The sequence below is a fragment of the Polaromonas sp. P4_F6 genome (assembly GCF_056401275.1).
The window spans coordinates 998,246-1,024,394 of sequence record NZ_JBFUJQ010000001.1 but is presented as its reverse complement, the minus strand read 5'-3'; the positions used below and the strand labels follow the sequence as shown (position 1 = coordinate 1,024,394).

Sequence of the window (26,149 nt, the reverse complement as noted above, 5' to 3'; positions counted from 1 at the left end):
CGCAGTCCTTTTTTGCGGCATTTTCCAGATAGCCGGCCTTGCAGGTGCAGGCGGAGCCGGATAGCGTTGCGGTGGTGGGATCTGGGCAGGAATACGAAGGCTGTGACGCCGGAATGGGCGTTTGTATACCGGCACCGCGATCATTCGTGCTTACAAAGCGCCCCTCAGCGTCATAGCCGTCATCCATACAGTTAGTGCCCACAAGACGCGAATTGGTATTTGTGTAGCCCTGTGTATACGGTGACCTATTGTTGGCGGCACTGAACATAGCTGTAGCGGCGGTACAGGCTGCTTCCCTACTTGGCTTCTCCCCTGTAGTCATGAGCGGTCCGCTATAGGGCCAGTACTCATACCTGTATGTAAAACACGGCGCAACGGTGCAGACGTTGGGGTCAGATGTGGCGGGAAATGATGCATGAGCGCTTACACCCATCAATAAGGTGAGCGCGACCACGGCGCGTGACACGATCAGGAGAATCAGTATGTGCGGTTTCATGCTGGCCTTTTCTTTTTTGATACTTCGCACGAGGGAAATTGCACGGACAGCCTGGCTGTCACCAACAGAGAGCAGCGGCTGAAGACCGGCCACATCACACAGCCGCAAACACCCCACCCGCACCGCACCCGGCGCAAGCCATTCAAACAACCCCATGGGATCCCTCGTTGATTTTTTGTTGTCGCGCGCCAGCCGCGCAAATGAGCCCGAAGTCTAGTGACAGGCATCGCGCCTGTCATCCTCCATCTGTAGTAAAAAATCTTAAGTGTGCGTATAGACAACGAAATTCTTCGCCGCTAGATTTCGCTCGTATCAATTTCACGTGCTTCTGCTAGATGTCGACGGGCACAAGATTGCGCGCAAAGTAATCCAAACGGCGTACACGTCTCGCGCCATAGAACTCTTGACGCTTCACCTCGGTTAGCGGCAACCCGACCTGGATTGGGGAGGCGGACGAAGCGCGGGCGGTCAAGCGAAGATGCAGCGAACCTAAGCGCACACAGGCCGTCAAGTATCCCGCGGCGGTTCACCCGGGTTTACTGCAACGCCCCCGCCACCACATTGATGCTCAGCGCCAAAATCAGCATGTTGAAACCGAAGGACAACACGCTGTGCACCAGCGTGAGGCGGCGCATCTCGCGCGAGGTGACCTGCACGTCGGAGACCTGCGAGGTCATGCCGACCACGTGGGCGTAGTACAGGAAGTCGAAGTAATCCGGGTCCAGCCCGCCGGGGAAACACAGACCGGGGCCGTCGGGCTCCTTGAGCTTTTCTTCCTGGTAATAGCGGTGCGCATAACGAAACGCGTAAATCGTTTGCATGAACAGCCAGGAGGCGGCCAGCGCCGCGACGGAGAGCACGATCTGGAAGGTGCGCTCCATGCCCGAGAGGTTTTTGGCCTGCTGCATCACGAGCGTGATGGCCGCAACGCAGGCCATGGTGGCCAGCAGCATCAGCAAAAAAAGCACCACGCTGGGTTCGTCCTGCGCCTGCGCGCGTTCGCGTGTGCGTTGAGCGTCAAAGCGCACGCACAGCCACCAGGCCAGGCCCAGGTAAACGCCGATGCCGGCGCACCAGCCCAGCAGGCCGCAGAACTGCCAGCCCAAAGGCAGCGGCAAGGCCGCCACGATCAATCCGGTCACCAGGCCCAGGGTGAGCCGCTGCGGGCCCGTGGTTTCGGAGAAATGTTTGCGCATGGCTGCATTGTGGGGCCGGCAGCCCTCCGGCTTCAAGCCCGCGGCCTCACGCCGGGCAGTCTGCCCCCATGGCGCGCCGGTACCACTCGTGGAAATGCCGCATGCCGTCTTCCAGCGGCGACTGGTAAGGCCCGGTGTCGGATACGCCGCGCGCCAGTAGCGCGCGCCGGCCGGCGTCCATGCGCTCGCCGATCTCGTCGTCTTCCCTGGCGGTTTCCATGTAGGCGGCGCGGTGCGCCTCCATGAATTCCGGCTCGAAGGCGGCGATCTCTTCGGGGTAATAAAACTCGACCACGTTGACCGTCTCCTGCGGCCCCTTGGGGTACAGCGTGGACAGCACCAGCACATGCGGGTAGAGCTCGATCATGTGGGTGGGGAAGTAGGTCACCCAGACCGCGCCGAAATCGGGCGGCGTGCCGGTGCGGTATTGCAGCAGGCGCTCATGCCATGCGCTGTAGATGTCGGAGCCGGGTGTGCTCAAGGACTCGTGCACGCCGACGCGCTGCATGCTGTACCAGTCGGCAAAATCCCAGCTCAGCTGGTCGCAACTGACAAAGCTGCCCAGGCCCGGGTGGAAGGGCGCGACATGGTAGTCCTCCAGGTAGACCTCGATAAAAGTCTTCCAGTTGTAGTGGCAGGGGTGCACTTCGACGTGGGCCAGCACATAGTCCGAAAAATCAAACTCCGGCCTTTCAAACAGCGGCGCCATGTCCCGCGCCGGGTCGCGCGGGCCTTCGAACAGCAGGCCGTGGCAGTTGCGCAGGGGAAAGCGCTGCAGGTTCTTGCAGGGCTTTTGCTCGAACTGCGGCGCGCCCAGCAGCTCGCCGCTGCTGTTGTAGGTCCAGCGGTGCAAGGGGCAGACGATGTGGCCGCCGGCCGCCGCCAGGTTGCCTTTGGGATTGGCCGGCCCGCTGACGTTGCCGGTTTCTCCGCCCAGGATCAAGGCCTGGCGGTGGCGGCAGACATTGGACAGCAACTCCACACCTTGCGGGTTGCGCACCAGCACACGGCCGCCGCCTTCCTGCGCAAGGCGATGCCAGTCGCCGACCTGGGGCACGGCTTTTTCGTGGCCTATGTAGCGGGCGGCGTTGTTGAAAATCAAGGCCTGTTCGCGCGCAAACAGGGTTTCGTCGAAATAAGCGCTGACGGGTAGTTGCGGGTCCGCCGGCATGAGGTGCACCAGGCGTGCGATATCGTTCATGGAATTCTCCAGGGCGTGGCAACGCGCGCCGGCCTTCAAAGGCAGGCCGCATCGCAAAATCAATGGCCCGGACTACAAAGGATCGGCCTGCAATCGGGCGATGCGCTTGTCGAGCGGGAGCTTGGGACAGGTGCTGCATTTCTCGCCGTCATGGCGGCGAAAGTCGTGGCAGCAGACCTTGCGGTCCAGAGCCAGCGCGGGCGTCCCGTCGCGTGCGCGGTAGGCAAACATGCCGCAGCCCCCGCTGATGCCCAGCTGCGCCAGCCACGCCTCTCCCAGCGCGGCGACCTTGGCGTCCTCAAAAAGACCGGGGCTGCTGCGATGCACCAGCAGCAGCGCGCCCAGCACACACTCGGCCTGCAGCCGGTCGGCGGCGCGGCCATGCAGGGCCACCAGCGGCATGAGGGCCGCGCGCGTGGCATCGCAGAGACTGCGCAGCTCGGCTGCCGCCAGCCGCATGCGTGAAGGCAAGGACTCGGCTTTCATGGGTACATGCACCGGCAATTGGAAACCGCTGGGGAATCCGTCTACCAAGGGCTGAGTGAGGCCGGCAAGCACAGGCACATGGCTGTCCAGGTGGGCGGCGATCACGCCGAGGTAGACCGGCTGCCAGATCGCCAGCCCCCAGCAGCGCAGCGCCACATAGTGGGCGCCGGCTTCGGGGTAGGCCTGCGCCCAGTGATGGCACAGCGCCTGCAAAGGGGCTGCCGCCGCTACCGAGCCGTCATAGCGCAGCGCGCCGGGCGCCGCCGCCCCGCCCTGCTCTCCGCGCAGCGCGGGTGCGATACCCCCGGCCAGTTGCAACACACGGGCAAGGTCGGCGTCGGGCGCGTTGGCCCATGCCGGCATCGGTGCACCCTCGTGCACCGGCTCCCCTGGCCGCATGTCCAGGCTCATGCGACGCTTTCCACCACCGGTTCCGCCACAGGCCGCGCCGCCGCGCGACGGCGCATGCCGGCGATCGGGTTCGCCAGGTTGCCGGCCATCTTGAGGCTGGACGCGGGATCGGCCAGGTTGACCATCTGCACGTTGTTGCCCAGCTGCAGGCGGTTCAGGCAGGAATGCAGGAACTCGGGCACAAACATGTCGTAATGCGCGAACTTCACGGCCATCTCGGGATGGGCCTCCTCATAGTCGCAAACGCAGTCGGCCACGGCGCGCCAGAAGTCGTCTTCGCTGCAGCAGGCGTTTTCGACCAGCACCTGGTTGATGTGGCGCAGCACGCCGTCGAAGACGTCGATAAAAATGCCCAGCAGCTTGAAGTGGTCGGGCACATCAACCGCCAGGCGCTCCACGCGTTCGGGCAGCCCGGCCTTGGCCTCGATGTTGAGGATGGCGCATTCCTCGGCAATGTCCTTCATGATGGCGCGCACCGGGACATGCTTGTCGAGTACCAGGATCAGGTTTTCGCCGTGCGGCATAAAAGTGAGGTCGTGTTTATAGAAGCAGTGCAGCAGCGGCGTGAGGTAGGCCTTCAGGTAGCTCTTGAGCCAGGCTTGGGTAGCGAGGCCGGAGCGGCGTATCAGCTCGGGCAGCAAGGCATGGCCGTCCTTGTCGACGTGCAGCAGCGCGGCCATGGTCATCAGGCGCTCGCCGGGCTTGAGCAGGGGCAGCGGGCTTTCGCGCCAGAGCGCCGAGAACATCTTTTTGTACGGCGTGTCGACCGGTATCGCTGCTTCGTAGTAGTGGTTGCGAAAGCCTATGGACGCGACTTCGCGCAGGATGGTGAAGCCGTTGGCGCGCAGGAAGGCATCACCATCCACCAGGTTCTTGATGAACTCGTTGATGGCCGGCGTGCCCGACATGTAATACGGCGAGAGGCCGCGCATAAAGCCCATGTTCAGGATGGACAGCGAGGTCTTGACATAACGCTTGCTGCGGTCGCTGGTGTTGAAGAAGGTGCGTATGGACTGCTGGGCGATGTAGCTGTCGCGGCCGTAGGCCAGGCAGATGATCTTGCGCTGGGCCACATAGCCGGCGAAGGCGATGGACAGCTTGTTGAACCACTGCCAGGGATGGGCCGGCATGAAGTGGTAGTCGGCCGGGTTGACGCCCAGCGCCGCGACCTCGCGGGTAAAGCCATCCACGGTTTCCTGGCCGAGTTCTTCGGCCAGCAGCTGTTCATAGCTGAGGGTGGAGATGCTGGAAAAAGCCGCATGGTCCTTGTGCACGGCCAGCCAGATCACGCGGATCTGCGAGCCGGCTTCGGGCGCGTAAGCCTGGTAGTCGGCCGCGGTAAAACCAAGCCGGCCATTGTTGGCGACAAAGCCCGGGTGGCCTTCGGTCATGGCGACTTCAATCGTCTGGAAGTCGGTGGCGTCAGCCAGCTGGGCGCTGCTGGGCGCGTCGGCCTTCATGCGCTTGTAGGCACTGCCGAACAAGGTGCTGCTGATCTCGTCAAGGTAAATCGGCAGCAGCTCTTCGCGTATGCCGAGGCGCTGGCGGCATTCGATGACGAACTGCAGCGCGTCCAGCGGCCGCTCGGCGCCCTGGAGGTATTTGTGGATGGATTCGGGCTTGATAAACCAGTGGCGCAGCGCCAGGCGGCGCGCCTCGAACTGGTAGCAGGCGGCGCCGTCGTCCGAGAACAACTGGTAGAGCGCGAAGCCGCCTTCACGCGGGCGCAACTGCTCGGGTTCGACGATGAGCTCATGGGCGTATTCGGCAATGGCCTTGCGCAGCAGAAGGCGGTTGGCCTGGGCCCAGGCCTCGGGCGTCAGGTGGGCGGCGAAGCCGGCCGGGTCGTGCGCGGTCTGGTGGGCGATGGTGACGTTCATAAATGGACTTCCTCTGGAGTGGCGGCCGTAGCCTGTTCAAAATCCCGCCGTGTGCAAAAGGCGAGGCTGGCGATCTTCTCGGGGAAGACCACATCGCGGTCGTAGGCAAAGCCCGCCGACCGGTTCAAGGCATGAACCTTGTGATTGCTGGCGTCGGGCTCGACGACGATGCGCCGCGCGCCCAGGTGCGCGAACATAAAGCGCATCAGCGCATGAAACACGCTGCGCGAATAGCCGGCGATGCGCCGCTCGGGCGGTGCGATAAAGATGTGCATGCCCAGGTCGCCGGGCCGCACTTCGTAAAAGGCCTGTATGCGATCCTGCGCGGGGTCGTAGCATTCGGCCAGAAAGGCCGGCCGGCCGCCCTCCCAGCCTATGTAGGGCGTGGCCGTGCCGGAGTCCAGCATGCGCTGGTAGGCCTCGCGAACTTCGGCCTCGGTCTTGTCCTGCATCAGCCAGAAAGCGGCGCGCTCCTGGATAAACCAGCGGTGCAGCGTGGGGATGTCCTGCGGTATGCGCAGCGGGTGGAACACAAAACCGGCTTGGTCGCGGTAAGGCCGGGTCTCGGCATCGGCGCGGCGGTGCAGCGTATCAATTGGCATGGGCGGGCTCCTTCAGGGGGTTGGCATTGCCGCCTTCGGCCAGGTGCCCGGCGCTGGGCACTTTAAGGATCAGACGGTCCAGCAGCGCGGTGAGCACAAAGCCGCCGGCCGCCAGCAGAAAGGGCAGATGCAGGCCGTAGCGATTGACGATGGCGCCCGCCGCGAAGGAGGACAGCAGCACGCCCATGTTCTGGAAGAAGTTGGTGATGCTGTAGTCCTGCGCATAGCGCTGCGGCGTGGACAGGCGGAACAGGTTGACTTCCAGCTTGACGATGATCTGGAAGAAGGCCCAGCCGTAGAGCACGCGCCCCAGCACCACCAGCATGGGGTCGGGCGCGGCATGCAGCAGCAGGCCCACGGCGCCGAGCAGCAGGTTGCCCAGCGTGTGGTCGGGCAGCTCGCCGCCGCGCGCGCGCAGCCAGGCATGCAGGCGCAGCGCGGCGATGGCCACCACACCTGGGATGGCAAAGGCCATGCCGGACAGCAGCTCGCTGTCGTTGCCGGTGATCTTCTGCCAGTACAGCGCGAAGAAGGGGCGTATCAGGTAGGCGCTGAAGTCGAACATCAGCATCACCAGTGCCAGCTTCAGGATGGGCAGGCGGGCCAGCAGGCCGACGCGGCGCGCTTCGCTGGCCTCGGCCAGCGCCTGCGCGCCACTGTTGACGCGGATGATCTTGCCGCTGCGTATCAGGTAGAAGCAGACCGCCATCTGGAAGTAGTCGCCGGCCGCCATGGCAAAAATGCTGGCGCGCGGCCCCCAGGTCTGCAGCACAAAGCCGCCCACCACCGCCCCGAAGATGGCGCCGAAGTGCACCACCACCGAGAGAATGCCTATGGTGGCCGCGTGCTCTTCCTTGGGGGTCAGCCGCATCATGTAGGGATACATCAGCAAATAGCTGCTTTTGCACATGAACATCAGCATCGACAGCACCCAGTAGATTTCGACGGTGGGCGCCCAGTCGCTCAGCAGGCTGAAGGTGCCGGCCGCGAACTGTGTGTAAACCAGCAGGTGCAAAGGCTCGACGCGGCGCGCCACGCGCGCCCAGAAGGGCAGCGTGCACATCACGGCGATGGAAATCGCCGCCACGTAAGCGCCCACATGCACGGGGCTGTCTATGCCGTAACGCGCGCTGAAGAACTGCGGGTAAAACGGGATCAGGATGGCGTCGCTGATGACGGCCAGCACCGTCATGGTGATGATGTGGAATCTGAGCTTCATGCTGTGCGCCTCAAGCCTCAGAGCAGGACAAAGTCCGCGGTGGACGGGATGCTGAAATCCTGGATCGCGACACGCCGCTCTATCTTGTAGTGCTCCACGCCGGTGAGCTCGCGCAGGATGTAGGAGTTGCGGTAGCAGCTCATGCCCAGGTCCTGGTTGGTCATGCCGTGGGTGTGCTGGCCGGCGTTCTGCACAAAGATCTCGCTGCCGTTGAAGTCGGCCGCATAGTTGCGCGCCAGCCGGTAGCGCCCCTGCTCGTCCCAGCGCAGGCGATGGCGTATGCCGTCGACAAAGGGCGGAATGTTCTCGCGGTAGCCGGTGGCAAAGACCAGGCCTTCGCTGCGGTGCGCATAACGCGCCTCGCAGTCGAGCTGGCGGAATTCGATCTTGTAGCAGCCTTCGGCCTCGTCGTAACGGCAACCCTGCAGCTCGCAGTTGGTGATCAGGTGGGTGCGCAGCGGACCCTGCTTGCGCCTGTCGTCCAGCAGGTCGTAGATCTGGTTGATCAGGCTGGCGTTGACGCCCTTGTACAGGCTGTCCTGCGCGCGGATGACGCGCTCCTTCTTGCGGTCGTCGAGGTGGTAGAAGTAGTCGATGTAGTCCGGCGAGAACATCTCCAGCGTGAGCTTGGTGGTCTCCATCTGGAAGAAGCGCGAGGAGCGGGTGATCCAGGTCAGGCTGTAGCCGTGCGTGTCGGCCTCTTTGAGCAGGTCGTGGTAGACCTCGGCCGCGCTCTGGCCGCTGCCGACAATGGTGATGGAGCTTTTTGTCTGCAGCTCGGCCTTGCTGGTGATGTAGTCGGCGGTGTGCAGGTAGCGATGCCCGTCCGGCGCGCAGCAGGGGGGGAACATGGGCTTGGAACCCACGCCCAGCACCAGCTTGCGGCAGCGCATGATGAAGGGCTCACGCTGCGGCCCCTGCACGCCGGTGACCACATAACAACCGGCCTCGGCGTCGTGCACGATCTCCTGCACCTCGTATTCGAAGCGCGCCTTGCTCAGCCGCGCCGCGGCCCAGCGGCAGTAGGCGTTGTACTCGGCGCGCGTCAGGTAAAAACTTTCGCGGAAATAGTAAGAGTAAATCTTCCCCTCTTCCTTGCAGTAGTTAAGGAAGCTGAAATAGCTCGTCGGGTCCGCAAGGCTGACCAGGTCGGCCAGGAAGGGGTTTTGCAGCGTGGTGTTGTCGATCAGCATCCCGGGATGCCAGTTGAACTCCGCGTTGCGTTCCAGGAAAACCGCGTTCAGGCCGGCGATGGGTTCGGCCAGGCAGGCCAGGCTCAGGTTGAAAGGCCCCAGCCCTATCGCGACAAAGTCATAGATATTCTTGTTCATTACACTCAACTCCCTGATGGACTGGCACGCCGGCGGCGCGCCATGTTGGTCGAAAAGAATTCCCGCGGCCGGTTGCTGCACCGGCCGCTTTTTCCTAACAGTGCTTTACCACTGGTAAGTCACGGTCGCGGTGGCGCTGCGCGCGTCGCCCCAGTAGCAGTACTGCTGGCTCAGGCAGGAGGCCACATAGCTCTTGTCGAAAAGGTTGTTCACGGCGAGGCGCAGGTTGGCGCCCTTGAACGAGGGGTTTAACTGGGCCAGGTCGACGCGCAGCATCAGGTCCACCAGGGTGTAGGGCGGCACCTTGAGGCTGTTGGCGTTGTCGGCCCAGCTCGATCCCACATAGCGCACGCCCGCGCCCGCGGTGTAGCCCGGCGCGAAGTTCCAGTCGCCCCAGAGCGCGGCCATGTGGCGCGGCGCCTGGTAGGGCGTTTTGCCGGTAAAGCCGTCCGAGGACTCGGTGAACTTCATGTCGGTGTAGGTGTAGCTCGCAAGCACAGACACGCTGCGGCTCAGCTGCGAGCGGGCCTCCAGTTCCAGGCCGCGTGAGCGCACCTTGCCGGTGGGCTCGAAGTAGGTGGCGCCTACCGGGCGCGTGGCGACATTTTTCTGCGCCAGCTCGTAAACCGCCGCCGACAGCAAGGTGTTGGAGTCCTTGGGCTGGTAGCGGATGCCCACCTCCAGCTGTTTGGTCTCGGCGGGCGCCAGGTTGTTGCCCTGCCTGTCGTTGCGCAGGCTGGGGTTGAAGCCGTCGGAATAGCCCACATAGGGCGCGACGCCGTTGTCGAAGAGGTAGACAACACCGGCGCGCTTGGTGAACTTGGAGCCACTCCACTGCGCCGGGTTGCCGGTGCCGTACTGGTTGGAGGCCTTGGCCCAGTCCATGCGGCCGCCCAGGGTAAAGCGCCAGCGGTCCAGCTCGGTCTGGTTTTGCAGGTAAAGGCCGGTCTGCTCCAGCTTGCGGTCTATCGGGTCGCTGGTCACGCCGGCCAGGCCCGGGGCACCGTAGCTCGGCGCGAACACATTGATGGGCAGCGCGCTGCCCGATTCCCAGTTGCCGCTGACGCGGCGCTTCTGGTAGTCCAGCCCGGCCAGCATGGTGTGTTTGAGGGCGCCCGTCTGGAAATGGCCTTCAAGCTGGTTGTCTATGGTATTGCCGCGTGTGGATTCGTTGGCGCCCGAGTAGTAGCGCGTCAGCTCGTTGGCGCTGGCCCAGCCGTAGCCGTAGATCTGGCGCAGCGTGGTGTCGGCCCGCACGTGGCGGAAGTTCTGGCGGAACTTCAAGCTATCACTAAAGGCATGCTCAAACTGGTAGCCGAGAAAGCTCTGCTTGCGCTGGTATTTCTCGACGCTGGGGTCCCCATCAAAGAAATAGCGCGAGATCAATCGGCCGTTGTGGCTTGCATTGAGGCTGCCGTCCGCCGGCACCCCGCTGTGGTAGCTGCCATTGGGGTCGTCCTGCAGGTAGGCCTGCAGCAACAAGCGCGTGTCGGTGGAGGGGTTGATCGCCAGGGACGCGGCCAGCGCCTGGCGCTCTTCCTTGACCGTGTTGAACTGCGAATCGAGTGAGCGCGACAGCGCCGTCAGGCGAAAGGCCATCACGCCGTCCTTGTCGATGGGGCCGGAAAGGTCGACGGCGGCTTCGCGGCGGTTGCGGTTGCCCAGGGTGAGCTGCACTTCGCGGTAGGGCTGGTACTGCGGTGTCATGCTGGTCAGCGCCACCAGGCCGCCCGGCGAGGCGCGGCCATAGAGCACCGAGGCCGGGCCGCGCACCACGTCGATGCGCTCGAGGAAATACGGGTCAACCTGCATGGAGGTGTAGCTGCCCTGGTCGCTCAGCATGCGCAGGCCGTCGAGCAGGGTGCTGTCCACACTGCTGTCCTTGAAGCCGCGCAGGGCCACATAGTCATAGCGGTTGGAGGAACCCACCAGGCCGGTGAAAACGCCGGGCGAGTAGTTCAGCGCCTCGGGAACGCTGCGCGGTTTCTGGTCTTCGAGCTGCTGCTTGGTGATCACCGAGATGGACTGCGGCGTCTCGAGGATGGGCGTGTCGGTCTTGGAGCCCGCGGCGCTGCGCTTGGCGACATAACCCTTGCCGCCGCTGGTCGCGGTTTCCTGTTCGGCGCCGGCCGTCACGGTCACCACCCGCAGGGTCTGCGCGCCGGACGCCACCGCGGCGGCCGAGGCCGCCTTCACGACAAACACATTGCCGTCTATGGCCGCCGCCAGGCCGCTGCCGGCCAGCAGGCGGTCCAGCGCCTGTTGCGGCGTCAGCCGGCCGGACACCGCGGGCGCCGTCTTGCCGGCGACCAGCGCAGGCTGCACCATGAGTTCCAGCCCGGCCTGCCGCGCCAGGGTGTTGAGCGCCTGGGCCAGGGGCTGTGCCGCCATGCTGATCTGCAGGGGGGCGGCCGCGCCTTGGGAACCTTGGGAATAAACCACCGTGCTGCCCAGGGCCAAAGCCAGGGCCAAAGCCAGGGCCAAGGGCGGCAGGTGGAAGCGGGAACGAGGCATGCGTGCAAATCTCCGGAGAAGGGGTAAATAAGAATCCTTCTCAAGTAGACGCATGGGCTTTGGGAAACCCCAGGTCGTGCGCAAAGTTTTTTTGCGCCGCGGAATGATCCGGGCAGGTGGCCGCTTAACGGCCGGCGGAGACGATCTCGGCCTCGCCGCCCTGCTCGCGCAGCCGGACCGGCAAGACCTGCGGCAGCAGGCGGGCGAAGTTGCCCGGCCGGCGCGGGTCGAAGGTGCCGGTTACGCGCAGCGTGGCGACGGCCGGATCCGTGACGCTCAGGTGCACCGGGCCGTAGCGCTCGAACTCGGCCAGGGCCTGGGCCAGCGGCGTGTCGTCAAAACTCACGCGGCTTTCACGCCAGGGCGCGATGCCCGCGGCGGGAACGGCGGAGACGGCGCCCAGCAGCCCCGTCATGTCGCTGGCGATTTGCTGGCCGGCGACGAGTTCGACGGCCGCATCGTTCGCGGTGGAGCGCCCGGCTTGCGCCACGCGCACCCGCCCTTCTTCCACGGCGACCTGGACGCCCGCCCGGCCCGGCAGGCCCGGCGTGTAGCGCACCGAAAAACGCGTGCCGACCACCGTGATGCGCAAGGGGCCGGCCAGCACGTCGAAGGGACGCCCCGCATCGCCCGCGACCTGGAACATGGCCTGGCCCTGCGGCAGGCGGACCTCGCGGCGCCCGCGGTAAATCGCCACCTCGGCGGTGCTCAGCGTGTCCAGCCGCAGGCGGCTGCCCTCGGGCAGGATCACCTCGAGCTGCTGGCCGCGCGCGGTGGCGAAACTCTGCGTATACAAGGCTTGCTGCTGCCAGAGGTTCCAGGCCAGGTAGCCGCCGCAGGACACCATGAGCGCCACGGCGGCCAGCGCGGCCTGCGGCGTCCAGGCAGCAAGCTCACGCCACCAGGCGCGCGGTCGTGGCACCACATGGGCGGCAGCGGCCGCCTTGTCATCGGCGAGGTTTTGCCTCAGCGTGCGCAGGCCATCCTCCGGCAAGGCATCCAGCGCGCGCCAGTCGTCCTGGTGGCGCGCAAAGGCCGCGCGGTGGGTGGAATCCGCCGCAAGCCAGATCTGGAACTCGGCCTCGTCCGCCACTTCGAATAGCCCGCCGGTACGCCGGACAAACCAGTCCAGCGCCGCTTCGTCGTTTTCTGTGGACGGTGCGGCTGGCGGGTGGGCTGGCGGCGGGATGTTCATGGCGTGCTTATCGGCTCCTGGATGTAGACGCACGAGCCCGCCAAAACCCTAGGCCTGGGAACCAGGAATGTTGGCAAGGGCTCATTCGTGGTCGGGTTTTCTTCTTCGGAGTTTGGGTAGAGGGGCCGAGGCGGGCGTTCCGTCCAGCGCATCGCGGCAGCGCCTGCAAGCGTCCAGGGCCAGCTTGACGTGTTGCTCGACCATTTTTCGCGAGATGCCCATACGCTCGGCCACCTCCGAGTGCGGCAGGCCGTCAAACTTGTGCAGGATAAAAGCCTCGCGGCAGCGCAGAGGCAAGGCGTCTATGGTGGCCAGCAGGGCATCCACACCCTGCGCGGAAGAAGCGGCCGCATCGGGCTCGCAAGCTTCTGGCGCCGCGAGGCTGTCGAGTTCGGCCGCCGAAGCCTCGGCATCCGTGCGCAGCGCCTCGCCGCGCACTTCGCTGCGGCGGTACTGGTCGACCTGCAGGTTGCGCGCCGTGCGGTAGAGCAGCGCACGCGGCTCGGGCACGGCCTGGCCCGAATGCTGCACCGCCAGCACGCGCGCATAACTTTCCTGCACGATATCGGCCGCGGCATCACGGTTGCGCAGCGTGCGGGAACAGAAGTTCAGCAGTTCTTGGTAATAGCGCTCAAGCACAGGTCGGTCAATGCCATGGGAAAAGACGAACCCCTCCAAGCGGCAGACGAGATGTGGCGGTGGCTGACCAGGCGCGCGCGCCGTAGATGGGAATTATTCTCATTATGACCGAAGCGGGCCGCGGGCTTCGCTTCGATGGGTATCGTTACCTTTGATACCAGCATCCAGTTCTGCTGGATTGATTGCCCCAAGCCGCCTTGAGCAACTTTGGCAAGCAGCGGCGTGGCGAGGCAAATGCAAAATCCAAAGGAAAAGGGCCTGCAAGAAACTTGCAGGCCCTTTTCGGATGGGTGGCGTGGACGGCTGATTCCGGCAATCCTGCATGGCATCTCACCTGATACATTCCCTTGTCTTTGTTGGCCAATGCGGGATCGACGACTTTGGGCTATCTGCTGCCGTCAAGCAGCTCTTCCTGAAAGGGAAATCATGTCGCGTTTGTGGAAAGTATTGATCGTTCTCAGTCTTGCGCTAAGCGCCGTGTGCGCCCTGTATATCTGCGCTTTGCTCTACCCGAATCCGTACAGTACGCAATATTACGAAACCCAGCAATTGAAGCTGGAACTGCACCAACTCAGGGTAGAGATGGCCGAACTCAAGGCAACGCAGACACTTCAGAAAAACAAATGACGATGTCGCGCCGGCAGCGTCCGGTTAAATGTCGGACAAAAGCAATTGGTTAGTGGAAGCTGGCGGTTCCGGCTGGGTGCGATCGGGTTGCGAGGCCCTTGAAACCCTGGCTTTTTAAGGCCGGGCCTTTCTCGCTTCGGATGCCTCAATTGAGGAGTTTGAAAACCGCGACTTCCTTTTTCCCGTCTTGCGTGATCGTCACGCGGGTAAGGGAAATATTCGGGTCGTAGGGATCCTTCAGATACTCGAAGTGCGCGCTTGGCCCTCTACGCGGCGTGACAGAAACTACCCGACTCTGCTCATCGTAGGTCATGGTCTGCTTGCTGTCATCAAGGTAGATGATGGCAGTCATGTTGTCACGACTGTCGTATTCAAATCGTTGCGATTCGCCAGAGGCAAACTCCTGGCTGATCAGGCGACTCTTGGCGTCGTATTGGAAGCGCGTAAGCTCTCCATTCTTGTTCGTGGCCGAAGTCACCAGCTTGCTTTGAGAATCCCTGGTCACGCTGAACGTTGTTCCGGATAAGCCCTCACGGCTTTCCACGCCGACCAACGCCCCTTGCAGCGTGTAGGTTTCGCTGGCGATAGGGCACTGGCCTGAGAAAACACGGATCATGTTGTTTCCCCGGCGGCGAATTTCACTGCTCTCGCGGCACACATCCCCCTTGAACGCAGTTGTAGCGGCAAAGACGGATCCGTCAGCAGGTGGCTCGAAAGACTCCAGCTTGAGCTCGACGGGGCCCCGGTCAGGTAGCGCACCCGATTTGACCGCCGAGTAATAAGCTTCGCGCTTCTTGATACGCGCCTGGTTTTCGACTTCGATCGCATAGCGTGCCATCAAGGCCTTCTCGCTGCCATAGGCCTGTCCGACGCTGTCTTTTTTAAGTGCGTAGGGAGTGGTCGCCCCGGTGCCATTTTCTTTGATCCACAAGCTGCCATCGGCGTTAAAGGTGATGGCATTGTCCATCTGGGTTCCCCAGCCCAAGCCATAGGCGCCTTTGTATTCAGATTGGGAGTTATAGACGCGCTCAAAGGGGAAAGCGGAAGTGTCCTTATTGCCCTGGAAGGTCTTGTAGGTGATCGCGAAATTGCCGTTGCGAACGTTCACACCCTTCACAAGATAAAAGCCGCTTTCTGGAACCTCGATGATCTTGGGTGAGTCGGCCCCAAAAGAGTTGAGTGATGCAAACAACAGGCTGAAAAAAAGCCAGCTCCGCTGGATCATTGGTGTTCCCCTATGGTGGTTCATCGATTGTTTGATGGGTTGATATTCGAACTGCATCGCCAGCGCGCCAGAACGGCCCTCACCCCTCAGGTGCAAAGCCCCGTCGCGGCCCGCGTTTACTTGGAGGTGTTGCAGGTGATGCCTGCAGGGCACGGTTTGTAGCTGGCCGCCGCGCGGTCCTTGGCCTCGCGCCGCTCCTCGGCGAACTTCTTGTCCGCCTCCGCCTGCTCCTTCACCGAGCGCGCCTCGGTGGCCGCCAGGCTCTTCTGCACCTTCTCGTCATGCTTGCGCACCTTCTCGCCGTAGTCGCTGGCCTGCAGCGTCAGCTTGGGCGGCACGGCCTTGCTGGCCGACGCTGCGGAATTCGGGGCGGGGGCTTTCTGCGCGGTCTGCGAGGTGCCATTCACGCAAACGACGTGATTCAGATCGACGCTTTGGGGTCGGTCGGCCTTGTCACGGTAGCTCAGGCCTTCCGCCCAATGCTGCCCATCCTCGTAGCGATCTTTGGTGCTGGCCCATACCCGCAGGGAGTCGATGTTGTCGGGGTCCAAGGCCTTCTTCAACGCATAGTCATTCGAAAGGGACTCACCCACGAACCAGTTGGCCCGGATTTCCTCCCGGGATGGGATTCGCCAGCCGGGGCCCAGTCCCGCGCACCGCGCTTCGGCGTTCGCGTAGCTCACTTTGGCATCCGCGTAGATCGGCTTCGCCGTGCTGGGCCGCGCCCAACTGAGCCCCCGGCTCTGGTAGGCGACGTCGGGTGCGGCCTGGGCGGCCAGTGCGAAGCAGGCGGTAGTCAGGGCGAGGAAGCAGCGCATGGGAAAAATCTCCGGATGGTTGGCTGGGGAATGTCGTTCATCTGCCGGGCAGAACGGAAGCGCGCTTGTCACTGGTACATCGGCGCGCTTTGTGCATGTAACGGCGGCTCCTGAGAGATGGGGTTAGGATTGAAATCCCGTGTTGTGTCAAATTGTAACGCGACCAAACCTGATCGTAGCAGCCGAGTTGCTGGCTGCCAGGCCATTGCATGTCTGCAAAGTTTTTTGCGATGCCCACCACTCCACGTCTTTGAATGGCTGTTGAATTGCGCTGAAGTCTGACCCGAGGGAGTGCGGACATTAACTTGGACTGGTTTATGACCTAAGTCCAAGGCTCTCTCGGTAGTCGATGGGGCTGAGAGAAGCCAAGAGAGATCTTGATCCGCTCTATCCCGATAGATGGCCGGAACTCGCTGGATTGCAGCGGACGTCCAGAAACGAAAAAGCCCCTTCTCAGAGGGGCTTTTCGATTTTCAGGGGACCTTGAAGGACCTTGCTGAACCTAATAATGGCGGAGTGGACGGGACTCGAACCCGCGACCCCCGGCGTGACAGGCCGGTATTCTAACCAACTGAACTACCACTCCTGGTAGTGACAACATTCGCTCTTTCGAGCCAAGTCGCCTGCCCTTGCGGGACGGCGGTTGTCAACTTGCGCCTTGGGCATCACGCGCAAGGCGTGATGAATGCTGGCGACCCCACGGGGATTCGAACCCCGGTACTCACCGTGAAAGGGTGATGTCCTAGGCCTCTAGACGATGGGGTCAAAACCTTGGAACTTCCGGAACGGACTTTTGCTGTGACACAAGGCCCGTACAAACTCTCAAATTCTTCGCGACTAACTTTGGTGGAGGTAAGCGGGATCGAACCGCTGACCTCTTGCATGCCATGCAAGCGCTCTCCCAGCTGAGCTATACCCCCTTCAAGCCATTGCAAGTTGCCCTGCAATTGTGTCGAGCCTTGAATTATAGCCCGAAAATTCGGGCTTTTTCAAATCTTCAAACAAGCTTGAGCCGGGACACCACATCTTCGCGTTTCATCAGCTCCAGAATCGCGTCCAGCGAAGGGGTTTGCGGCGTGCCCAGCACCAGCACGCGCACCGGCATGGCGAGCTGCGGCATCTTCAGGCCCGTGTCGGCCAGCACCTGCTTGATGGCCGCGGAAATCGCGGGCTTGCTCCACTCGGCGCTGCCCAGGGCGTCGGCGAGTTTGGCCAGCGCGGGGCGCACGGCCTCGGTCACATGCGTGGCAAGGTCTTCAGCGGCGGGCTGGCCGCCGGTGACCAGGCGCTGCAGCCAGCCGGCCAGTTCCACCAGCGTGCTGCAGCGGTCCTTGAACAGGCCGCAGCCGCGCGCGATCCAGGCCGCGTCCTGGCCCGTGACGCCTTGCGCCGCGAGAAAGGGCACGACCGCTTCGGCGAGCTTGTCGTCGGCCATGGCCTTGAGGTGCTGGGCATTGACCCAGCGCAGCTTGGCTTCGTCGAACTGCGCGGCGCTCTTGCCCAGGTGGTCCAGGTTGAACCAGGCGATGAACTGCTCGCGGCTGAAGATTTCGTCGTCGCCGTGGCTCCAGCCCAGGCGCGCCAGGTAGTTGACCATGGCGTCGGGCAGATAGCCTTCGGCGGCGTACTGCGTGACCGGCTTGGCGCCGTTGCGCTTGCTGAGTTTTTCGCCCTGCTCGTTGAGCACGGTGGGCAAATGGGCGTAGACCGGCGGCTCTTTGCCCAGGGCCCTGAAGATGTTGATCTGGCGCGGCGTGTTGTTGACGTGGTCGTCACCGCGTATCACATGGGTCATGCCCATGTCGATGTCGTCGACCACCACGCAGAAGTTGTAGGTCGGCGTGCCGTCGGGGCGCGCGATGACCAGGTCGTCGAGTTCGTCGTTGCTGATCTCGATGCGGCCCTTGACCTTGTCGTCCCAGACCACGCTGCCGCCCTGCGGGTTCATGAAGCGCAGCACCGGCTGCACGCCTTCGGGCACGGGCGGCAGGGTCTTGCCGGGCGCGGGGCGCCAGGTGCCGTCGTAGCGCGGTTTTTCCTTGGCGGCCATCTGCTTTTCGCGCAGGGCGTCAAGCTCGGCCACGCTCATGTAGCAGGGGTAGACCAGGCCGTCCGCGCGCATCTGCGCGAGCACGGCCTTGTAGCGGTCCATGCGCTGCATCTGGAAGAAGGGGCCTTCGTCGTGGTTCAGGCCCAGCCAGCGCATGCCTTCGATGATCACGTCGACGGCCTGCTGGCTGGAGCGCTCCACGTCGGTGTCTTCGATGCGCAGGATGAAGTCGCCGCCGGTGGCGCGGGCAAAAGCCCACGGGTAGAGCGCGGAGCGGATGTTGCCGAGGTGGATGAAGCCGGTCGGGGAAGGGGCGAAGCGGGTACGGGTCTTTTGCGTCATTTGAACTGTCATGCGATGCGGTCCAGGCCGCGGGAAAGGTCGGCCTTGATGTCGTCCACGTGGTCCAGCCCGACGGCCACGCGCAGCAGGCCCTGGCCTATGCCGGCGGCCTGGCGCTGCTCTTCGCTGAGGCGCCCGTGCGAGGTGGTGGCCGAGTGGCTGATGATGGTCTTGGTGTCGCCCAGGTTGGTGGCGATGCTGAGCACCTGCGTGCTGTTGATCACCTGGAAGGCGTTGGCGCGCGCCGCTTCGGGCGTGTCGCCGCGCACATCGAAGGACAGCACCGCGCCGCCCAGCCCCGACTGCTGGCGCATGGCCAGCGCGTGCTGCGGGTGCGAGGCCAGGCCCGGGTAATAGACACGCTTGACGGCGGGCTGGGTTTCCAGCCACTGCGCGACGGCCAGCGCGTTGGCGCTCTGGGCCTGCATGCGTATGCCCAGCGTCTCCAGCCCCTTGAGCACGACCCAGGCGTTAAAGGGCGCCAGCGTCATGCCGGCGGTGCGCACAATCGGGCCGAACACGTCGACGATGAGCTTGGACGGGCCGCACAGCGCGCCCGCCATCACGCGGCCCTGGCCGTCCAGGTACTTGGTGCCGGAATGCATGATCAGGTCGGCGCCGAATTCAACAGGGCGTTGCAGGGCCGGCGAGCAAAAGCAGTTGTCGACCGCAAGCAAAGCGCCCACGCTGTGCGCCAGGTCGGCCAGCGCGCGGATGTCGCAGACTTCGGTCAGCGGGTTCGTCGGCGTTTCGGCGAACAGCAGCTTGGTGCCGGGTCGCAGGGCGGCCTTCCACTCGCTGAGGTCGGTCTGCGAGACAAAGGTGGTTTCCACGCCGAACTTGCCGAACTCGCGGCCGATGAGGGCGATGGTCGAGCCGAACATGGAGCGCGAGCAGATCACGTGGTCGCCGGCCTTGAGCAGGCCCATGCACATCATGAGGATGGCACCCATGCCGGTCGAGGCGCCTATGGCCGCTTCCGTGCCTTCGAGCGCGGCGAGGCGGCGCTCAAAACTCGTGACCGTGGGGTTGGAGGTGCGGCCGTAGGTGTAGCCTTCCGTCGGGTCGGCAAAACGCCGCGCCGAGGTCTCGGCATCGGGCTGCACAAAGCCGCTGGTCAGGTACAGCGCCTCGGAGTTTTCGCCGTGCTGGCTGGGCTCCAGCGCCACGCGCACGGCCAGCGTGTCGCGGTGCAGGTTGTCGGGCAGTTTTCTTTTGCTGGTCATGCTCAGGCTTCTTGCGGGTTGGGCAGCGCCAGGCGCGAGGCATCGACGTCGCCTTCTTCGGCGGCGGCATCGGCACGCTGCGAGTTCATCGCGGCAATGGTTTCGGCCGTGACGTCGCCCGTGATGTAGACGCCGTCGAAGCAGGAGGCGTCAAAGCCGTCGAGCTTGGCGTTGAGCGAGCCTATGGCGCGTTTCATGCCGTCCACGTCCTGGTAGATCAGCGCGTCGCAGCCTATGACCTCACGGATTTCCTCGATGCTGCGGCCGTGGGCCACCAGCTCGCCCGGCGTGGGCATGTCGATGCCGTAGACATTGGGAAAACGCACGGGCGGCGCGGCGCTGGCCAGGTAGACCTTGCGCGCGCCGGCATCACGCGCCATCTGCACGATCTCGCGGCTGGTGGTGCCGCGCACGATGGAGTCGTCGACCAGCAGCACGTTGCGGCCCTTGAACTCGCTGGCGATCACGTTGAGCTTCTGGCGCACGGATTTTTTGCGCACGCCCTGCCCCGGCATGATGAAGGTGCGGCCCACATAGCGGTTCTTGACGAAGCCTTCGCGGTAGGGAATGCCCAGCAGGTGCGCCAGCTGCGTGGCACTGGGGCGGCTGGATTCGGGAATCGGGATGATCACATCGATCTCGCTGGGCGGCACGGTGGAGACCACGCGCTTGGCCAGCGTTTCGCCCAGGTTCAGGCGGGCTTGGTAGACCGAGATGCCGTCCAGCACCGAGTCGGGACGCGCCAGGTAGACGAATTCAAAAATGCAGGGGTTGAGCTTGGCATTGGGCGCGCACTGCTCGGCATGCACCACGCCTTCCATGTCCACGTAGACGGCTTCGCCCGGCGCGATGTCGCGCTCGAACTGGTGCGAGGTGCCTTCCAGCGCCACCGATTCGCTGGCCACCATGACGGTGTCGCCGCCCTCGTTCTGCCCGCGGCCTATGCACAGCGGGCGAATGCCGAAGGGGTCGCGGAAGGCCAGCAGGCCGTGGCCGGCGATCAGCGCGACGACGGCGTAAGAGCCTTTGACGCGCTTGTGCACGCCGCGCACCGCGGCGAACACGTCGACGGGCTTGAGCGGCAGGCCGCGCGTGGTTTTTTCGAGCTCGTGCGCCAGCACGTTGAGCAGCACTTCGGAGTCGCTGTCGGTATTGATGTGGCGGTGGTCGGTGTTGAAGAGCTCGGCCTTGAGCTCAGCCGCGTTGGTCAGGTTGCCGTTGTGCGACAGCACCAGGCCGAAGGGCGCGTTGACATAAAAAGGCTGGGCTTCGTCCTCGCTGTAGGCGTTGCCGGCCGTCGGGTAGCGCACCTGGCCCAGGCCCACCGTGCCCGGCAGCGCGCGCATGTTGCGGGTGCGGAACACGTCGCGCACCATGCCCTTGGCCTTGTGCATGTAGAACTTGCGCCCCTGCTGCGTGACGATGCCCGCCGCATCCTGGCCGCGGTGCTGCAGCAGCAGCAGGCCGTCATAGATGAGCTGGTTGACGGGGGCTTTGCTGACGACGCCGACTATCCCGCACATGGTGTTCCGATCATGATGAGTTGACTCTTCAAAGTTAGGTTAAATATTTCGCAAACTGTTCGGGCAACACCGGCTTCAAGGCTTTGAGCGTGGCCGCCAGCACCGGCGCGCCTTTCGATTCCCGCCACCAGTCGCTGGTTTTCAGTGCCGTCATGTCGATCACCACGGTCGCGGCCAGCAACAACACCACGCCGCGCAGCACGCCGAACGCGGCGCCCAGCACGCGGTCCACGGGCGCCAGGCCGACCGCCGCCACCAGCTTCTTGAACAAATACGCCAGCAGCCCCGCCGCGAACACCGCGGCGATGAAGATCAGCACAAACGCCGCCGCATACCGCACCGGGTCGGCGGCCGACTGCACGGGCAACCGGGCGGCCAGGTCGGGCGCAAACCATTGCGCCACAAAAAACGACACCACCCAGCCCAGCACCGACAACACCTCGTACACCAAACCGCGCCATGCGCCCAGCAGCATGGAAAAAACCAGCACCCCCCCAAAAATCCAGTCAACAGCCGCCACGGATCATTACAAGGTCAGGATGGCGGCGGGCAAATCAAGGCCCTTGATTTTTCCGGCCGCTTTTTCCGCCTCGGCCTTGGTGGCAAATGGGCCCACACGGACCCTTATGCGCTTGCCGTCCTTGGTTTCAGCCACTTGTGTATAGGTTTTGAGGCCCGCTTTTTCCACCTTCAGTCGTGCTTCGCGTGCCTTGGTGACGTCGGAGAACGCGCCCACCTGGACCACGAACCGGCCTTCGGCCTCGGCAGCGGCCGGTTTGGCGGCCGGCGGCGTGGTGCCGTTGAGCAGCGCACTGGCGCGGGCGGCGTCGGCATTGGCGACGGGCTTGGGTTCGGGCTTGGCGGCCGGTTTGGGCTCAGGCTTGGGCGCCGGCTTGGCCTCGGGTTTGGGCTCAGGTTTGGTTTCGGGCTTGGCGACGGCCGGTGCGGACGCGGCGGCGGCCGGCTTGGACGGCAGGATTTCTTCCTTGGGCGCCAGGCTGGCGGCGGCGGCCACCTTTTCGGCGGGCGCGGCAGGGGTGGGGGCAGGCGCAGCCGCCGGCGCGGGGGCCGCGGCGGTGGGCGCAGCCGGCACGGCCAGCGGCTTGACCGTGCCCTTGCCGGGGATTTCGATGGGGATGTCGACCGGAATCGGCCGGGGCTGGGTGTCAAACAGCAGCGGGAAACCCACCACGCCTATGAGCACCAGCACGGCCGAGCCAATCAGCCGGTGCTTGGCGCGCTTGCGCATCACTTCCACGCTTTCCGGTTGAGCGGCTGGCCCGGCATTGGGGGCAGTGTTGGCGCCGCCCCGGCGGAAGTTGAAAAACGGCATGGTGTGGCTTGAATCCGATAAGGGTGACGTTAGCGGTGAGCGTGGGCTGAAAGCCCTCCAAAAACCGCTTCAGGGGGCCAGGTGCGGGGCCGAAAGACGCGGCACGCCGTCCTTCAAAATGCCGCCCACCGTGTAGAACGAGCCGAACACGACAATTCTATCAGCGGGGGTTGCGGCCTTGACCGCCGCCTGCAGCGCCGCTTCGGGGGAGGCGTAGCTGCCGGCGGTGGCATCGGGCCGGGTGTTGGCGGCCGTCCAGCGGGCCTGCAAATCGGCGGCCGTGGCGGCCCGCGGCGTCGGCAAATCGGTGAAATACCACTTGTCGATCAGCGGTGCGACCCGCGCCAGCATGGGGGCCAGGTCCTTGTCGGCCATGGCACCGAACACCGCGTGGGTGCAGGGGTAAAAACCCATGGCGTCGAGGTTTTCGGCCAGCGCGGCCACCGAATGCGGGTTGTGCGCCACGTCCAGCACCAGCGTGGGCTGGCCGGGCACGATCTGGAAGCGGCCGGGCAGCTCGACCATGGACAGGCCGTTGCGCACCGCCTGGGCCGTGACCGGCAGACGGTCGCGCAAGGCCGTCAGCGCGGCAAGCACGCCCGAGGCATTGACCAGCTGGTTGGCACCGCGCAGCGCCGGGTAGGCCAGGCCGGCATAACGCCGGCCGCGCCCGGCCCAGCCCCATTGCTGCTTGTCGCCCGAAAAATTGAAGTCGGTGCCGAAGCGCCACAAGTCAGCGCCCACTGTGGCGGCGTGGTCAACAATGCTTTGCGGCGGCACCGGGTCGCTCACGATGACCGGCTTGCCGGCTCGCATGATGCCGGCTTTCTCGCGGCCTATGCTTTCGCGGTCGGGGCCCAGGTATTCCATGTGGTCCAGGTCTATGCTGGTGATCACCGCGCAATCGGCGTCCAGCATGTTGACCGCGTCCAGCCGCCCGCCCAGGCCGACTTCCAGGACCACCACATCGAGCTTCGCGTCGGCCAGCAGCTGCAGGATGGCCAGGGTAGTGAATTCAAAATAGGTCAGCGAGATCGCCTCGCCGCCCTGCGTGCGGGCCGCCTCGACGCGCGCGAACTGGGCCACCAGCTGGGGCGCATTCACGATGTCGCCGCGCACACGGCAACGCTCTTCAAAATGCAGCAGGTGGGGCGAGGTGAAGACGCCGGTGCGGTAGCCGGCCTGCAGCAGGATGGCTTCGAGCATGGCGCAGGTCGAGCCCTTGCCGTTGGTGCCGGCCACGGTGATGATGGGGCAGTCAAAGGCCAGGCCCATGCGTTTGGCGACGGCGCTGATGCGCGTCAGGCCCATGTCTATGCCCACGGGGTGCAGGTGCTCGCAGTAGGCCAGCCAGTCGTCTAGTGTTGTGAGTTGCGGTTGTTCCATACAGGCCCGCATTGTCGCAAAGCTCGAATACCCCCGTTCAGCGAGAGAAGCGATCCGTGGCCGTGATCAAGCGCTGCAGGATGCCGGGCTCGTTAAAAGCATGGCCAGCATCGGCGACCAGTTGGAAATCCGCCTCGGGCCAGGCGCGGTGCAAATCCCAGGCGGTTTTGGCCGGGGTGGCCACGTCGTAGCGGCCCTGCACGATCACGCCGGGAATGCCGGCCAGCTTGTGCGCGTCGCGTATCAGCTGGCCTTCTTCGAGCCAGCCGGCATGCACAAAATAATGGTTTTCGATGCGCGCAAAAGCCAATGCAAAGTCGTCGCCGCCGTGCAGCGCGGTGAAGGCCGGGTCCGGCAGCAGCGTGATGGTCTGGCCCTCCCAGAGGCTCCAGGCGCGGGCGGCCGCCAGTTGCGCCGCCCTGTCGCTGCCGACCAGGCGTTTGCGGTAGGCGGCCATCAGGTCGCCGCGCTCGGCCTCGGGGATGGGCGCGAGAAAATCTTCCCACAGATCGGGAAACAGCCAGGAGGCGCCCTCCTGGTAGTACCACAGCACTTCGGCGCGCCGCAGCGCGAAGATGCCGCGCAGTATGAGTTCCGACACCCGGGCCGGGTGCGCCTCGGCATAGGCCAGCGCCAGCGTGCTGCCCCAGGAGCCGCCGAACACCAGCCAGCGCTCCACGCCCAGCAGGCTGCGCAGCCGTTCGATGTCGGCCACCAGGTGCCAGGTCGTGTTGTTGTCTAGCGAGGCGGCGGGGCGCGAGCGGCCGCAGCCGCGCTGGTCGAACAACAGCACGCAGTAGCGCTCGGGGTCGAACAGGCGGCGGTGCTCGGGCGAGCAGCCGGCGCCCGGGCCGCCGTGCAGGAACACCGCCGGCTTGCCCTTGGGATTGCCGCACAGCTCCCAGTAAATTGAATGGCCATCGCCGGTTTCCAGGATGCCGGTGCGAAAAGGCTCTATGGGCGGGTACAGCACGGCGGGAGGCGAAACGGGCGTGGCCGAAGCAGCGGTCATGAATGGGGGTCCGTGAAATGGTTGAGGCAAACAGGGGCTGCCGGATGGCCCGGCGCCGTTTGATTATTCCAGCCCTGCAATTGGCCTGCTGGCGCACCCATTTCTCTACATCTGCCAGAATCTTTGCATGATCATTCTTTACGGCATCCCGAATTGCGACACGGTCAAGAAAGCCAGGACCTGGCTGGCTGAAAACGGCGTCGAATACCAGTTCCATGATTTCAAAAAACAAGGCGTGCCGCCCGAGCAGCTCAAGCGCTGGGCCCAGGCCGCCGGCTGGGAAACCCTGCTGAACCGCAAAGGCACAACCTGGCGCAAGCTGGACGCGGCGGCGCAGGCCGGTGCGGCCGACAGCGCCGGCGCCCAGGCCTTGATGCAGGCCAACCCCAGCGTCATCAAGCGGCCCGTGGTGGACTGGGGCAAGGGCATCACGGTCGGTTTTGACGCCGCAGGCTGGGCGGCGCGGGTTTAGTACCTTGCATGCCCCACAAACAGGTGTTTTTTCACGTTTCTGGGGCTGCTTTGAGCGTGCTTTACGTTCTTCGGACAGCTTTACAGCCGATTTACCGAACTCCAAGCCCCAAAACGGCTCTGACTTACTAAAATCGTTCCAGCTGCCAGAGCCGCCGTCCGCACCACGGGCAGCACCCTCCGGCGGCGCAACTTCAGCGATTTGCTGAAAAGGGGTTCAAACCATGAAAAAAGCACTCGTCCTTTCCACCATCGCCGCGGCCGCAGGCCTTGCCGCCGTGCCCGCCTCCGCCATGGACATCCTGGCGCGGGTGATCTCCAGCACGCCGGTGGTGCAGCAGGTCGCCGTGCCGCGCCAGGTGTGCACCAACCAGCCGGTCGTCACGCAAAGCCCCAATTCCGGCGCAGGCGCCTTGATGGGCGCGCTGGCCGGCGGCGCAGCCGGCAATGCCATCGGCAACGGCGGCGGGCGTGCGGTGGCCACGGTGATAGGCCTGGTCGGCGGCGCCATGATCGGCGACCGCATCGAGGGCAACAACACCCAGGTCCAGAACATGCAGCAGTGCACGACGCAGACCTATTACGAAAACCGCCCCAGCCACTACAACGTGGTCTATGAATACCAGGGCACGCAGTACAGCACCCAGATGGCCAACGACCCCGGCCAGTACGTGCGCCTGCAGGTGACGCCGGTCGGCGCCATGGCGCCCGCGCCGCAAACCTTCCAGTCCGCGCCCCAGCAGCCCCAGGCCTATGTGCAGCCGGCGCCGGAACCTGTTTACGTGCAGCCGGCCTATGTGCAGCCCGTGGTCTATCCGGCCTACTATCCCCGGCCCTACTACGCGCCTTACTACGCCCCCATAGGCCTGTCGCTGAACTTCGGCTACAGCCGGGGCTACGGCCATCACCACTGGCGCTAAAACCCGTTAGAGCCGCCGGTTCCGGCTGAATCAAAAAAAGGGGCGT

22 protein-coding genes and 3 tRNA genes are annotated in these 26,149 nt (G+C 64.3%); 3 read left to right on the top strand and 22 right to left on the bottom strand.

The genetic code is table 11. From position 1 onward, the window contains the following. Window positions 1-1,032 precede the first annotated feature (1,032 nt). The 10 genes from AC1DUN_RS04895 to AC1DUN_RS04850 all read right to left on the bottom strand — a co-directional run bounded on the left by AC1DUN_RS04895 (window position 1,033) and on the right by AC1DUN_RS04850 (window position 13,170). On the bottom strand, window positions 1,033-1,692 hold the full coding sequence (locus tag AC1DUN_RS04895) for a DUF1345 domain-containing protein (protein ID WP_477712957.1): 660 nt from the start codon (window positions 1,690-1,692) through the stop codon (window positions 1,033-1,035). A 46-nt stretch (window positions 1,693-1,738) separates the two neighbouring features. Then, entirely contained in the window at window positions 1,739-2,893 is a 1,155-nt protein-coding gene (locus AC1DUN_RS04890; protein ID WP_477712956.1) for an aromatic ring-hydroxylating oxygenase subunit alpha, read from the bottom strand. A gap of 72 nt (window positions 2,894-2,965) precedes the next feature. Then, window positions 2,966-3,790, bottom strand: a complete 825-nt coding sequence (locus AC1DUN_RS04885) for a siderophore ferric iron reductase (protein WP_477712955.1) — start codon at window positions 3,788-3,790, stop codon at window positions 2,966-2,968. Then, window positions 3,787-5,670, bottom strand: a complete 1,884-nt coding sequence (locus AC1DUN_RS04880) for an IucA/IucC family protein (protein WP_477712954.1) — start codon at window positions 5,668-5,670, stop codon at window positions 3,787-3,789. Before AC1DUN_RS04880 ends, AC1DUN_RS04885 begins: the two co-directional genes overlap by 4 nt. Beyond that, window positions 5,667-6,272 carry a GNAT family N-acetyltransferase gene (locus tag AC1DUN_RS04875; protein ID WP_477712953.1) on the bottom strand — a complete coding sequence of 202 codons (606 nt, stop codon included), beginning with the start codon at window positions 6,270-6,272 and terminating at the stop codon, window positions 5,667-5,669. Before AC1DUN_RS04875 ends, AC1DUN_RS04880 begins: the two co-directional genes overlap by 4 nt. Next, on the bottom strand, window positions 6,262-7,491 hold the full coding sequence (locus AC1DUN_RS04870; RefSeq protein WP_477712952.1) for an MFS transporter: 1,230 nt from the start codon (window positions 7,489-7,491) through the stop codon (window positions 6,262-6,264). The genes AC1DUN_RS04875 and AC1DUN_RS04870 overlap by 11 nt, the downstream gene beginning before the upstream one ends. Before the next feature lie 17 nt (window positions 7,492-7,508). Beyond that, entirely contained in the window at window positions 7,509-8,822 is a 1,314-nt protein-coding gene (locus tag AC1DUN_RS04865) for a lysine N(6)-hydroxylase/L-ornithine N(5)-oxygenase family protein (protein WP_477712951.1), read from the bottom strand. A gap of 105 nt (window positions 8,823-8,927) precedes the next feature. Further along, a complete protein-coding gene (locus tag AC1DUN_RS04860; RefSeq protein WP_477712950.1) occupies window positions 8,928-11,336 on the bottom strand; it encodes a TonB-dependent siderophore receptor in 2,409 nt (802 codons plus the stop codon). 124 nt (window positions 11,337-11,460) lie between these two features. Beyond that, window positions 11,461-12,531, bottom strand: coding sequence for a FecR family protein (locus tag AC1DUN_RS04855; RefSeq protein ID WP_477712949.1), 1,071 nt, complete (start codon window positions 12,529-12,531; stop codon window positions 11,461-11,463). A gap of 81 nt (window positions 12,532-12,612) precedes the next feature. Further along, window positions 12,613-13,170 (bottom strand): sigma-70 family RNA polymerase sigma factor, encoded by a 558-nt coding sequence (locus AC1DUN_RS04850; RefSeq protein ID WP_477712948.1) that lies wholly within the window; start codon window positions 13,168-13,170, stop codon window positions 12,613-12,615. 234 nt (window positions 13,171-13,404) lie between these two features. Here AC1DUN_RS04850 and AC1DUN_RS04845 point away from each other — a divergent pair, with 234 nt between their 5' ends. Then, window positions 13,405-13,797, top strand: coding sequence for a hypothetical protein (locus AC1DUN_RS04845; protein ID WP_477712947.1), 393 nt, complete (start codon window positions 13,405-13,407; stop codon window positions 13,795-13,797). Between the two features lie 145 nt (window positions 13,798-13,942). On the opposite strand, the gene AC1DUN_RS04840 is transcribed toward AC1DUN_RS04845, so the two are convergent. From AC1DUN_RS04840 to pip, 12 genes are all read right to left on the bottom strand, one after another. After that, the gene (locus AC1DUN_RS04840; protein ID WP_477712946.1) at window positions 13,943-15,022 is read right to left on the bottom strand and encodes a DUF6531 domain-containing protein; all 1,080 of its coding nucleotides are present in this window, start codon (window positions 15,020-15,022) and stop codon (window positions 13,943-13,945) included. A 116-nt stretch (window positions 15,023-15,138) separates the two neighbouring features. After that, entirely contained in the window at window positions 15,139-15,840 is a 702-nt protein-coding gene (locus AC1DUN_RS04835) for a hypothetical protein (RefSeq protein ID WP_074575688.1), read from the bottom strand. 509 nt (window positions 15,841-16,349) lie between these two features. Continuing rightward, window positions 16,350-16,426, bottom strand: a tRNA-Asp gene (locus AC1DUN_RS04830). Between the two features lie 103 nt (window positions 16,427-16,529). Continuing rightward, window positions 16,530-16,605: transfer RNA gene (locus tag AC1DUN_RS04825), tRNA-Glu, on the bottom strand. A 79-nt stretch (window positions 16,606-16,684) separates the two neighbouring features. Beyond that, window positions 16,685-16,760 (bottom strand) — tRNA-Ala (locus AC1DUN_RS04820). Between the two features lie 77 nt (window positions 16,761-16,837). After that, complete coding sequence (gene gltX, locus AC1DUN_RS04815; protein WP_477713134.1) at window positions 16,838-18,232, bottom strand: glutamate--tRNA ligase; 1,395 nt, start codon at window positions 18,230-18,232, stop codon at window positions 16,838-16,840. A gap of 8 nt (window positions 18,233-18,240) precedes the next feature. Beyond that, window positions 18,241-19,458: an O-succinylhomoserine sulfhydrylase gene (locus tag AC1DUN_RS04810; RefSeq protein ID WP_477660619.1), complete on the bottom strand. Its 1,218-nt coding sequence runs from the start codon at window positions 19,456-19,458 to the stop codon at window positions 18,241-18,243. A gap of 2 nt (window positions 19,459-19,460) precedes the next feature. Continuing rightward, window positions 19,461-20,981 carry an amidophosphoribosyltransferase gene (gene purF / locus AC1DUN_RS04805; protein WP_413327776.1) on the bottom strand — a complete coding sequence of 507 codons (1,521 nt, stop codon included), beginning with the start codon at window positions 20,979-20,981 and terminating at the stop codon, window positions 19,461-19,463. 34 nt (window positions 20,982-21,015) lie between these two features. Next, window positions 21,016-21,501: a CvpA family protein gene (locus tag AC1DUN_RS04800; protein ID WP_477712945.1), complete on the bottom strand. Its 486-nt coding sequence runs from the start codon at window positions 21,499-21,501 to the stop codon at window positions 21,016-21,018. Between the two features lie 6 nt (window positions 21,502-21,507). After that, on the bottom strand, window positions 21,508-22,314 hold the full coding sequence (locus tag AC1DUN_RS04795; protein ID WP_477712944.1) for an SPOR domain-containing protein: 807 nt from the start codon (window positions 22,312-22,314) through the stop codon (window positions 21,508-21,510). 69 nt (window positions 22,315-22,383) lie between these two features. Then, window positions 22,384-23,700, bottom strand: coding sequence for a bifunctional tetrahydrofolate synthase/dihydrofolate synthase (gene folC, locus AC1DUN_RS04790; RefSeq protein WP_477712943.1), 1,317 nt, complete (start codon window positions 23,698-23,700; stop codon window positions 22,384-22,386). Window positions 23,701-23,737: 37 nt separating this feature from the next. Beyond that, window positions 23,738-24,670, bottom strand: a complete 933-nt coding sequence (gene pip, locus AC1DUN_RS04785; RefSeq protein ID WP_477713133.1) for a prolyl aminopeptidase — start codon at window positions 24,668-24,670, stop codon at window positions 23,738-23,740. A gap of 169 nt (window positions 24,671-24,839) precedes the next feature. Here pip and AC1DUN_RS04780 point away from each other — a divergent pair, with 169 nt between their 5' ends. Continuing rightward, window positions 24,840-25,184: an ArsC family reductase gene (locus AC1DUN_RS04780; protein ID WP_477712942.1), complete on the top strand. Its 345-nt coding sequence runs from the start codon at window positions 24,840-24,842 to the stop codon at window positions 25,182-25,184. Window positions 25,185-25,407: 223 nt separating this feature from the next. Next, a complete protein-coding gene (locus AC1DUN_RS04775) occupies window positions 25,408-26,103 on the top strand; it encodes a glycine zipper 2TM domain-containing protein (protein ID WP_477712941.1) in 696 nt (231 codons plus the stop codon). The last annotated feature ends 46 nt before the right edge of the window (window positions 26,104-26,149 follow it).